Below are 12,143 nucleotides of genomic sequence, written 5' to 3' on the forward strand. Positions count from 1 at the left end.
TAATAGCTTAGTTATTCGAATCAAAATAAAACTTTCACAAGCTTGTTACCAATAAATATCAATAAAACTTATTTTGCTTTAATTTTATTTTTATTAATATTTATTAATGCTTTTGAAGTACACTATGTTTTATATTTAATTACAATATTATTTTTCTATTCTAAGATCTCAAAAGAGTTACTAAACATTATTTCTTTTTTTGTTGTCATCATTTTTATTGCTGTCATTTCCTCCTTTTTTAATGAACATTTGCTGTATAGTTGGATAAAAGATATTAGTTATTTTTCAAGACCTATTTTAGCTATTCTTGCAGGGTATTTAATTTCTAAAAAAATTAATGATTTTGGTGCAGTTATAAAATTTATTGTATTTGTTTCTTTATTTTTTGCAGTAACTCATATCCTAAAAATTTTATTTTTAGTCGATTTTAGTACGGCTTCTGTTAGTGACATTAGGTATGTTGGAGGTATATCTAATGAAATAGAGGTTCTTGCAATTGTGATATTATTAACCTCAAAAAAACTTATGGGTATAGAAATTGTACCTAATAAACTGTATAAAAAAATAGTTTTATTAATTTTTGCAATCTCTTTTTTTCTTTATTTATCAAGAACAATGATTGCTACATTTACAATACTATATTTAGCTTCTTTTGGATATTTGAAAATAACAAAAAAATCAATAAAATATGGGGTACTTGTTATCACTATTTTTGGTTTGTTTTATGCTTATTTATATAGTAGAGAGTTTGAAAGAGGAAAACCAGGAATTGAATCGTTTTTATATAAAATGAAAATAGCTCCTGCTGAAATATTTATCGCTTCAGAAAATATAAACACAAAAAACCATGCTTATTTATGGGATCATTGGCGAGCATATGAAGCAATGATGGCGTTAAATCAAATGGACACAAATTTAAGCTTTTTTATAGGCAAGGGTTTTGGCTCTTTAGTAGATTTAAAATTTAAAGCTCCCCTAGGAGACACCTATATGAGGTATATACCAATGTTGCACAATGGCTATGTTAATTTAATATTTAAATCGGGAGTTTTAGGATTACTTCTATACCTATTATTGCTTTTAACTTTATACCTGTATTGTTATAAAAAAGAAGAAAATTCTCATAAAAAAATGGCAATAAATTTAATAGCAGGATTATCATTGCATTATCTCTTTACAACTTTAATAGTAACAGGAATGTATAATAAAATGGAACCTTACGTTTTTGTGTTAGGGATTCTTTTATATTTTAGTAGTGGAAAAGAAAAAAAAATATTGAATTAATGAGAATAGGAATTATAGGAACCAGAGGCATTCCAAATCATTATGGTGGTTTTGAGCAGTTTGCAGAACATTTAGCTGTTTTTTTGGTTGAAAAAAATTGCGAAGTATATGTTTATAACTCATCTAATCACCCTTATAAAGAGCCTTTGTTTAAAGGGGTACATATAGTACATTGTAGTGATCCGGAAAATAAAATGGGAACGATAGGGCAATTTATATATGATTTAAACTGCATTTTAGATACTAGAAAAAAAAACTTAGATGTGATTTTACAATTAGGATATACAAGCAGTTCTATTTGGTCATTTCTTTTTCCCAAAAAACCATTAATCATTACAAATATGGATGGTTTAGAATGGAAAAGAAGTAAGTATACTTTTTTTGTGAGGCAGTTTTTGAAATTTGCAGAAAGATTAGGTGTTAAACATAGTGATTTTCTTGTTTCTGATTCTGAAGGAATTAAAAAATATATTGATGATAAGTATCAAAAAGATTCTAAATTCATAGCTTATGGTAGTAAAATAGTTTCTTCTGTTGATGAAGAGGTTTTAAATAAATTTCATGTAGAAAAGCTAAAATACCATATGCTAATTGCTAGAATAGAACCAGAAAATAATGTTGAAACTATTTTAGATGGTGTTGTTTTAAGTGAAAGTAAAACACCTTTTTTAGTTATTGGAGATTATAATAATAATAGTTTTGGAAAAAGAATAAAAGATAAATTTAAAGATAATAAACAAATTATTTTTATTGGAAGTATTTATAATAATAGTGAGTTAAATTCTTTGCGATATTTTTGCGATCTTTATTTTCATGGACATTCAGTGGGGGGTACAAATCCATCACTATTAGAAGCTATGGGCTCTAGTAACTTAATAATTGCACACAATAATATCTTTAATAAAGCAGTTCTTAAAGAAAATGCATATTACTTTTATAATGCTGAAGATGTAAGTTTTTACATAAAAACGAAAAGCAAAAAAAGCGAAAGCGACAAAATACAGAACAATATAGAAAAAATTAAAAACGAGTATGATATTAATAAAATAAATGGCAGTTATCTTTCCTATTTTCATGAATGTCTTTCAAAAAATTAAAGAAACGAATCTTTCAGAAGCGTTACTTATATTAATTTTAGTTTCACTTCCTCTAGGTGGTTACGCAATTAACAGTATTGCAATAGTCTTATTCTTATTATCGGCTATATTTAATTACTTTGTAAATAAGGAAAAAATTAGATTTCATAAAATTGCGCTTCTATTCATCATTTTCTATATAGTATGTTTTGCCTCATTGTTATGGACAGATGATATTAATATTACCAAGGCTGGTTTAAGTCGTTTTTTATCTTATTTAGTGTTGCCTTTGAGTTTTGTTTTTTTCTCTAATAAAAAGTTTCATAAAGAAAAAATAATAGAACTTTTTTCAAAATCACTTGTGTTTTATGCTGGATATTGCATTTTTTTGGGCAGTATAAATTCAATTGTAAATTCAGATATAAGTTATTTATTTTATCATAAATTAAGTAATAATCTAAGCAATTTAAATGCAATTTATTTATCAGTATTTGTGAGTTTCGGAATTAGTTTTTTTTTAAATAAAAAAGAGAAATCAAAATTTGAAATGTTTTGTTTGGCTTTTTTGAGTCTGTTCCTAATTTTACTTTCATCTAAAATTATAATTTTAATAACGTTTTTAACTTTTATTTTTTTGCTTTTTAAGAAAAGGAAATACACAAAAATAAAGGTTAAATATCTACTTATAATCCCTGTAATTTCTCTCTTTTTTCTTGTTGCATCAACAAACTTATTTAAAAGAGTAAAAGTAGAATTTGAAAAAACTAAAATCACAGAAGTTTTAAATAAAAAAGAATTTGGACATGTATATTTATGGACGGGTGCAGGATTGCGTGTTTTTCAGATAAAAGCTTTCTTTGAAATTTTAAAGGAAGAAAAAAATATATTTTTAGGTTTTGGCCTTAACAATTCTCAAAAAACGTTAAACACTAAATACAAAGAGTATAATTTGTATCCTGGTTTTTTAAATTATAATTATCACAATCAGTATTTACAGGTTTTCTCAGAATTAGGTGTCATTGGTTTGGGTGTTTTATTATTAATTTTCTTTTTAATAATAAAAGATGCAATTATTTATAAAGATTATTTTTTATTATCCTTTATAATTCTAATATTAGTAGTTTGTATTACAGAATCATTTCTATGGAGACAAAGAGGAATGGTGTTTTTTATTACAATTTCATTATTATTTAGTCAAAGAAAAAAGTTTAGTATTTGAAACAGAAAAAATCCATATTCATAAGACCTTTAGTAATTGTAATTGATTTAGTATTAATAAATGCTATTGTCTATTTTATTTCTGATAAGGAATATTTAAATTTTCCTTTTCTGTTTTATGTATCTATATTTTGGTTATTTATTTCTTATTACACTAAATTTTATAATGTATATAGGTACACTCATGTTAGTAGATTAATCACACTTTTATTGTCGCAATTTTTTGTTTTTTCACTTGCGTATTTAAGTTATTTCAGTCTTTTTAAAGAGGGACAAATTATTAATAATCAATTTTTTGTTTTTGCTTTAATTTTTTGTTCTATTTCTTTTATTAAATTTTTCGTTTTTTTTCTTCTTAAAAAATACCGGTCAGGAGGAATGAACTATCGGAATATTGTTTTTTTTGGAGGGATGAATTCAGCCAAGAAACTTGAAAAACTATTTCAAAATAAAAGCGATTTAGGATATCGTTTTTATGGTTTTTTTTCTGATAAAACTTATAAGTCAAAATTTTTTTTAGGGCCTACAAAAAATGGTTTTAAATACATTGAAGAAAATAATATTGATGAGGTTTATTGTGATCCTACAGAAATAAGTCAAAGCCTCTTAATTAAGATCAGAAAATTTGTGAATCAAAATAACCTTGAATTAAGATTATTGCCAGAAAATAAAGCAATATATAGTAAAGATTTTATCTTAGAATATTATGGAACAATTCCTATTTTAAAACCCAAAAAACTCCCTTTTGAAAGAATAGAAACACATGTTATTAAAAGAACTTTCGATATCTTTTTTTCATTAATTGTAATTGTTTTTTTACTCTCATGGTTATTACCTATTCTTTGGTTTTCTGTAAAATTAACCTCTAAAGGCCCTTTTTTCTTTAAACAACAAAGAGATGGAATTAATGGAAACCAATTTGTTTGTTATAAAATAAGGTCTATGGAAATTAATAAGGATGCAGATATCATTTCTGCTACAAAAGATGACAAAAGGATTACAAAAATTGGAGCCTTTTTAAGAAAAACAAGTTTGGATGAATTGCCTCAGTTTTTTAATGTTTTATTTGGAGATATGAGTATTGTTGGACCAAGGCCTCATATTAATGTTCAAACAAAAAAATATATAAATGAAGTTGATAACTATTTAGTTAGAAACTCTGTAAAGCCTGGTATAACTGGTTTGGCACAAATTAGTGGGTATAGAGGTGAAATTATTAAAAAATCGGATATAGAAAATCGAGTAAGATTAGACATTTTTTATATAGAAAATTGGTCGTTTTTTTTAGACATAAAAATAATATCACAAACTTGTTTTAATTTTTTCATTAAAGAAGAAAAAGCATATTAAATGAATGAAGAGATCACAATAACAGGTTCCATAGTTTTATTTGATGAAAATTTAACTGATTTACATAAAGCTATAGAGTGCTTTTTAAATATTCCTTTTAAAAAGAAACTTTATTTAATAGATAATACACCATCAAGGTTTTTCGAGTATGTTTTTGTTGATAAACAGATTGAATATATTGCTATTGAAGAAAATATTGGTTTTGGGTCAGCTCATAATAAAATACTTAATAAACTAAAAAATACCTCGAATTTTCATTTAGTTTTAAATCCAGACGTATCATTTAAACCCAGTATTATTTCTCCTCTAATTAAAGAATTAGAAAAGGACCGTAACATAGCAATGGTTGCACCTAAAGTGCTGTTTCCAGATGGTAGACATCAATATTCTTGTAGAAGGTATCCATCTGTTTCAGAACTTTTGGCAAGAAGATTTACTTTTTTAAAACCAATGTTTAAATCTATTATTTTAAAAGGAGAATATAGAGAACGAGACCTAAATTCACCTTTTTTTGCAGAATATATTACAGGATGTTTTCAATTATATAAAACAGAAAACCTTTTACAATTGAAAGGTTTTGATGAGCGCTACTTTTTATATATGGAAGATGTTGACATTTGTAAAAAAATTGATGAGATAGGAAAAAAGAAATTATATTACCCTAAAGAAGAAATTGTTCATGTGTTAAAACAAGGTTCATCTAAAGACATAAAATTGTTTTTCAGACATACTTCTTCTGCATTTAAATATTTTTTAAAGTGGGGTTTATAGTATTACAAAGCTTGTTAAAAATGTCTTTCTAACAAGAAGGAGAATCCAATATTTTTAAAATATATTTGCAGTAACAACAACACAACAATAATGAATGTACTTATTTTAGGTTCTGGAGGTAGAGAACATGCTTTTGCTATAAAATTATTAGAAAGTAAAAAAATCAATCAACTTTTTGTAGCTCCTGGAAATGCAGGAACGGATAAAATAGCAATAAACATTCATATAAATCCTACTGATTTTCTTGCGGTAAAAAATATTGTTTTAGAAAATCAGATTAAAATGGTGGTGGTTGGTCCAGAAGCTCCTTTAGTTGATGGAGTTCATGATTTCTTTTTAGCGGATGACGAACTGAAAAACATTCCTGTAATTGGGCCCAAAAAAGACGGAGCATTATTGGAAGGGTCTAAAGATTTTTCGAAACAATTTATGCAAAAACATGGAGTTCCTACAGCCCGTTATCAATCTTTTACAAAAGATAATTTAGAAGAAGGTTTTGCTTTTTTAGAAACTTTAGAACCGCCTTTTGTTTTAAAAGCAGATGGTTTGGCCGCAGGAAAAGGGGTTTTAATTTTAAATTCTTTAAAAGAAGCTAAAGAGGAATTAAAGGAAATGGTTTCTAATCAAAAGTTTGGAGATGCCTCATCAACAGTTGTTATTGAAGAGTTTTTACAAGGTATAGAATTATCCGTTTTTGTTTTAACAGACGGAAAAAATTATAAAATTTTACCATCTGCCAAAGATTATAAAAGAATTGGTGAGGGTGATGTAGGTTTAAATACGGGTGGAATGGGAGCAATTTCTCCTGTGCCATTTGCAGATAAATCTTTCTTAGATAAAGTTGAAGAGTTGGTGGTAAAACCTACAATTACTGGTTTGCAAAAAGACGGAATCGATTACAGAGGTTTTATTTTTATTGGATTGATGAATGATAATGGAAATCCTTCTGTAGTTGAGTACAACGTAAGAATGGGTGATCCTGAGACTGAAGTTGTATTACCAAGAATAGAATCTGATTTATTTGATTTGTTTGAAGGTGTTGCAAATCAAACGTTACATGAAAAATCTTTTTCTGTAACAGATAAAACGGCAACAACGGTAATGTTGGTTTCTGGTGGATATCCAGAAGCGTACGAAAAGAACAAAGTAATTACAGGTTTCGATGCTGTAAAAGATTCTTTGGTTTTTCATGCAGGAACTAAAATAGAAAACGATAAAGTTTTAACAAATGGAGGTAGGGTTATGGCCATCACTTCCCTTGGAAACTCCATTGAAGAGGCTTTAGAAAAATCGTATAAGTCTATAAATAATATTTCTTTTGAAAAAATGAATTATAGAAAAGATATTGGTTTTGATTTAATTTAAAATGGATAAAAAAATAATTGTTGCACCTTTAAACTGGGGTTTGGGTCATACCGCCAGATGTGTGCCAATTATTCATTTCCTTATAGAAAATAATTATACTCCAGTAATTGCTTCAGATGGTAATGCTCTTGTTTTTTTACAAAAAGAATTTCCAAATTTAAAACATCTGCTGCTTCCTAGTTACCACATAAAATACGGAAGTAATTTAAAATTTAGTTTGTTTTTACAATCTCCAAAAATTTGGAAAGCAATTAGAAAAGAACAGAAAATTATTGAAGAGTTTATTGATGAAAACAGCAACGTTGTTGGGGTAATTTCTGATAATCGGTTTGGTGTTAGAAGTGGTAAAGTTCCATCGGTTTATATCACTCATCAAGTAAATGTTTTCTCTGGTTTTACTTCTTTATTAACAAGCAAGATTCATCAAAAAATCATTATAAAATTTGATGAGTGTTGGATTCCTGATAATGATAAATCTGAATTTTCAGGAAAGTTATCATCAACTAAAAATAGCTTGAATCTGAAATTTATAGGTGTTTTAAGTCGATTTAAAAAAGAAAATTTAGAAGAGACTATTGATGTTTTAATATTACTTTCTGGCCCCGAACCCAATAGAACGTTGTTGGAGTCAAAGCTTAAAAAAGAGTTTTTAAATTCTGACAATAAAATTGTTTTAGTTCAAGGAAAAGTTGAAGAAAAACAAAGGAAAACAAAAGAAAACAAGATTACAATTTATAATTTTTTACTTTCTAACGAATTACAAAAACGAATTCATCAATCTAAAATGGTTGTTTGTAGAAGTGGATACTCATCAATTATAGATTTAGCTGTTTTACATAAAAAAGTGTTTTTTATACCTACTAAAAATCAATCTGAACAAGAATATTTGGCTACTTATTTTCAGCAAAAAAAAGTAGCTCCTTTTTGTGCTGAAGAAGATTTTACATTAAAAAAACTATTAGAAATAGAAAAGTACAAAGGTTTAAGTTCGGAAGAAACCCAACTGAACACAAGTTTACTTGGCCTTTTCAAGTGTAAACGAAAACTCTGAACCTTCTCCAAAAGTACTTTTTAGTAAAATGGTTTCGTTATGAGCTTCTATAATATGTTTTACAATAGAGAGGCCTAAGCCAGAACCACCCTGTTCTCTAGATCTACTTTGGTCAACTCTATAAAAGCGTTCAAACAAACGAGAGAGATGTTGTTGCTTAATTCCTTCTCCATTATCTATTATTTTAACAATAAATTTATTGTCGTTGTATGAATCTACAGCAACAATTGTGGTACCGTTTGGTTTTCCGTATTTAATAGAATTTACAATTAAATTTATAAGTACTTGTTCTACTTTTTCGATATCTCCTCTTACGTAAACAGGAAATTCGTAAACCTTGTCAAACTTTAAAATAATATTTCTTTTTTTTGCTTTCATTTCAAATAAATCGAAAACATTTTGAACCAATTCTAAAATATTAAAAGTTTTAATATTTAGTTTCATGCCATCGGTTTCTAATTTGGCAATCATATCTAAATCTTTAATCACAGCAACAAGCCTCTCTACACCTTTGTTAGCTCTTTCTAGGTATTTTGTGCGTATTTGCTTGTCGTTTACAGCTCCTTCAATTAAAGTTAAGATATATCCTTGTACGGTAAAAAGAGGGGTTTTAAGTTCGTGAGCCACATTTCCTAAAAAATCTCTTCTAAAAGAATCTCTTTCGGTTAGATTTTTAATTTCTAAACGTTTTCCTTCAACAAACTTTTCCATTCTTTTAGAAAGTTTATCAATATCTGTAGTAGCAGAATCTCTACTTAAATCTTTGATGTCTAAAATAGAAACTTCTTCGTAAATTTTTATCAATCTTCTATAAATAAAGTGTTCTGTTCTATATTGAATAATAAAAAAAGAAATTACAAAAAGTGCTATAATAGAAATGATAACCGTATTGACTCCTAAATGCTTACTGATAAAAAAATAAGCAATAGCAGCAATAATTACTGATAAAAGTGTTAGGTAAATTGAAGACCAAAGAGCGTAAGAGTAGGTTTTTTTAAATTTCAAAATGGTAGAATTATAAATAAGTATACATTAATTATTTATATGATAATTGGTTTATGTAAGTGATGCTTTAATCGGTATCTTCTAAAACAAATTTATATCCCACCCCTTTAACGGTTTTAAAATGATGATCTCCAATTTTCTCACGAAGCTTTCTAATATGTACATCTATAGTTCTACCGCCAACAACAACTTCATTACCCCAAACAGTATCTAAAATAACTTCTCGTTTAAATACTTTACTAGGTTTAGAGGTTAGTAAAGAAAACAATTCAAATTCTTTTCTTGGAAGCGTAATTTTTTTACCTGCTTTAAAAACCACATATTCATCTCTATCTATAACGATATCTCCAATTTTAAAAGTTTTTTCACTTTCTTTTTCGGTTTTAAGTCTTCTTAAAAGAGATCTTATTTTACTAACTAAAACCTTTGGTTTTATAGGTTTGGTAATATAATCATCTGCACCAGCATCAAAACCAGCTACTTGAGAGTAATCTTCGCCTCTAGCAGTTAAAAAGGCAATAATTACATTTTCTAAAGATTTTATTTTTCTAATTTTTTCACAAGCCTCAATGCCATCCATTTCTGGCATCATAATATCTAATAAAATTAAATGTGGCGTGTTTTTCTTTGCTACTTTTATAGCTTCTTGTCCATTAGTGGCTGTAAAAACTTGATAACCTTCATTTTTTAAATTGTAACCTACAATTTCTATAATATCTGGTTCATCATCAACCAACAAAATCTTAACATCACTTTTATTCATAATTGATAAATTATATAAGTTATCAAAAATAACTATAATTCTTTAAGCAATAGACTTCCTTAACAATCATTTAATTTTAAATAAGGTTACATAACATAGAGTTAACTTAAAGGTAAAAAGTCATGTCATTATATAATATGCGTATTGATAACATGAATGTTAACAATTATTTTATATAAATATTCCTAAAAAATCTTATATTTACACTTCAAATTTATTAAACTAATACACATGAAAAAAAATTACTTATTTACTTTATTATTAACACTTTGTTTTAGTACAATTTCTTTAGGGCAAGAAATGTTATTAAACGGAGGGTTTGAAAATTGGGATAATAATACAACTCCTACAGATTGGAGTAAAGTAGAAAATACAACTAAGGAATCTACAGAAAAAAGAACAGGAGATTTTTCTGCTAAAATAGTTGGTGGTACAAGTGACTTAGCTCAAACAATTTCAGGAATAGTTGCAGGAGATTCTTATACAATTACTCTTTGGTATAAAGTAGAAAGCGGTGATGATACTGATGCACGAATATGGTCTTATTGGAGAGATGCTTCAAATAGTAATATTGATAATAATGATAATGATTCAGAAGATGCCATAAGAGGACCAAATAATGATTATTTAGATAATAATGGAAATATTTGGACAAAATATGAAACCACTATAACAGCTCCAGCGGGAGCAACACAGTTTTATTTTGAACTAAGAGTTTATGGTTCTGCTGTAGTTTATTGGGATGATTTATCATTTATGCACAATGTAGTTGGTACAGATCCAGTCATTTCTATTTTATCACCTTCAGATAATACTGTTTTCCCTTCAACAACTACAGAAGTGCAAGTGCAATTATCTATTGCAAACTTTACGCTTTCTGGAGATAATGGTTCAGAAATGTCTGATAGTACTGGTGATGGGTACATTTTAGGTACATTAGAAGAAGTTGGTGAAGCTCCAGGCTCTAAAAATATATTTACAACAACTCCAGAAGCAATAAATGTAGATCCAGGAAAATCATACAACCTTACAGTAGAATTGGTAGATAATGCAGGAACTTCTTTATCTCCAAAAGTAGAAACTACTATTTCTTTTTCTGTAGACTTACCATGTGATTTACAATTAGGAGCTATTGATACAACATGTGATGCAACAACATCAGGTGTAGATACTTATAGTGGTTCTATTGCGTTTACAGGTGGTGCTAATGGTTATACATATACAGTTACAGCTCCTGGAGGAGTTACCGTTGGTGGTGATGACCCAAGTAGTGTTGCTTCTGGTACAATAACTTTTACAGGTATGACAGAAGGTGTTGATACAGATATCACCATAGTTGGTGATGCTACAAGTTCTTGTAATCTTTTAAGAACTTTATATAGTCCAACATGTGTGCCAACGGCAGCTTGCCCTGGTGAAGGAGCAATTATAATTACGGAAATAATGCAAAACCCATTTTCTGTAACTGATGATAACGGAGAGTATTTTGAAGTTTATAACACTACAGGTGCACCAATTGATATGCAAGGTTGGGTTATTGGAACAGCTTCAACTGGAGCGCCTGCAACTGATGTTATTGCAAGCTCTGTTGTGGTTCCTGCAAATGGTTATGTTGTTTTTGGAGAGAATGCAGATTTTAGTACTAACGGAAGTGTAAATGTAGATTATCAATATAACAGTAGTTTGTTTTTAGGAAATGGTACTGCTACTATAACTTTATCTTGTGGTGCTAGTGTAATAGATGAAGTTACTTATGATAACGGAGCAACTTTTCCAGATCCTAAAGGGAAAAGTATGGAATTAGCAGCTAGTAAATACAATGCTACTGATAATGACTTTGGGTCTAATTGGGGAGAAGCTACGGCAGAAATTACTTCTGGAGGAGATTTAGGAACTCCTGGAGCTGCTAATAGTTTTACACTTTCTATAGGTAGAAATGATATTGAAGGTTTTACAACCTACCCAAATCCAATTACAAATCATACATTTACAGTAGCTACAAGTACTTCAGATAAAAAAGAAGTTGTAATATTTAATGTATTAGGTAAAAAAGTATTTTCTGCAACCTTTACAGGTTTAAAGAAAGATTTAGATGTTTCTACTATTAATTCTGGAATTTATATTTTAAAAGTTACAGAAAATGGTAAAACAGCTACTAAAAAATTAGTAATAAGATAAAAATACTTTCGTTTATTAAGGTTTTCTTATTTTAAAAGCTCCAAAAATTAATTTTTGGAGCTTTTTTTATTTTTTTTATTTT

General features: G+C 27.9%; 10 protein-coding genes. 8 read left to right on the plus strand and 2 right to left on the minus strand.

Features of this window, described 5'->3' with window-relative positions; translation table 11 throughout:
- The first annotated feature begins 42 nt into the window (after positions 1-42).
- The 7 genes from MC378_RS05530 to MC378_RS05560 all read left to right on the plus strand — a co-directional run bounded on the left by MC378_RS05530 (position 43) and on the right by MC378_RS05560 (position 8,115).
- Positions 43-1,284, plus strand: a complete 1,242-nt coding sequence (locus tag MC378_RS05530) for a hypothetical protein (protein WP_242177741.1) — start codon at positions 43-45, stop codon at positions 1,282-1,284.
- Entirely contained in the window at positions 1,284-2,381 is a 1,098-nt protein-coding gene (locus tag MC378_RS05535) for a DUF1972 domain-containing protein (protein ID WP_242177742.1), read from the plus strand. Before MC378_RS05530 ends, MC378_RS05535 begins: the two co-directional genes overlap by 1 nt.
- The gene (locus tag MC378_RS05540) at positions 2,335-3,579 is read left to right on the plus strand and encodes an O-antigen ligase family protein (RefSeq protein WP_242177743.1); all 1,245 of its coding nucleotides are present in this window, start codon (positions 2,335-2,337) and stop codon (positions 3,577-3,579) included. Before MC378_RS05535 ends, MC378_RS05540 begins: the two co-directional genes overlap by 47 nt.
- Positions 3,576-4,928: an exopolysaccharide biosynthesis polyprenyl glycosylphosphotransferase gene (locus MC378_RS05545; RefSeq protein WP_242177744.1), complete on the plus strand. Its 1,353-nt coding sequence runs from the start codon at positions 3,576-3,578 to the stop codon at positions 4,926-4,928. Before MC378_RS05540 ends, MC378_RS05545 begins: the two co-directional genes overlap by 4 nt.
- Complete coding sequence (locus tag MC378_RS05550; RefSeq protein WP_242177745.1) at positions 4,929-5,699, plus strand: glycosyltransferase; 771 nt, start codon at positions 4,929-4,931, stop codon at positions 5,697-5,699.
- Positions 5,700-5,789: 90 nt separating this feature from the next.
- Positions 5,790-7,064 (plus strand): phosphoribosylamine--glycine ligase, encoded by a 1,275-nt coding sequence (gene purD / locus MC378_RS05555; protein WP_242177746.1) that lies wholly within the window; start codon positions 5,790-5,792, stop codon positions 7,062-7,064.
- A gap of 1 nt (position 7,065) precedes the next feature.
- Positions 7,066-8,115: a glycosyltransferase gene (locus MC378_RS05560; protein ID WP_242177747.1), complete on the plus strand. Its 1,050-nt coding sequence runs from the start codon at positions 7,066-7,068 to the stop codon at positions 8,113-8,115.
- On the opposite strand, the gene MC378_RS05565 is transcribed toward MC378_RS05560, so the two are convergent.
- Both MC378_RS05565 and MC378_RS05570 read right to left on the minus strand, forming a co-directional pair.
- Complete coding sequence (locus MC378_RS05565; RefSeq protein ID WP_242177749.1) at positions 8,080-9,120, minus strand: sensor histidine kinase; 1,041 nt, start codon at positions 9,118-9,120, stop codon at positions 8,080-8,082. The genes MC378_RS05560 and MC378_RS05565 overlap by 36 nt on opposite strands.
- Before the next feature lie 67 nt (positions 9,121-9,187).
- The gene (locus MC378_RS05570) at positions 9,188-9,883 is read right to left on the minus strand and encodes a response regulator transcription factor (protein WP_242177750.1); all 696 of its coding nucleotides are present in this window, start codon (positions 9,881-9,883) and stop codon (positions 9,188-9,190) included.
- 231 nt (positions 9,884-10,114) lie between these two features.
- Between MC378_RS05570 and MC378_RS05575 the strand changes: the two genes are divergently transcribed.
- Positions 10,115-12,061, plus strand: coding sequence for a T9SS type A sorting domain-containing protein (locus MC378_RS05575; RefSeq protein ID WP_242177751.1), 1,947 nt, complete (start codon positions 10,115-10,117; stop codon positions 12,059-12,061).
- Positions 12,062-12,143 lie beyond the last annotated feature (82 nt).

This window comes from Polaribacter marinus (assembly GCF_022662535.1).
GTDB lineage: Bacteria > Bacteroidota > Bacteroidia > Flavobacteriales > Flavobacteriaceae > Polaribacter > Polaribacter marinus.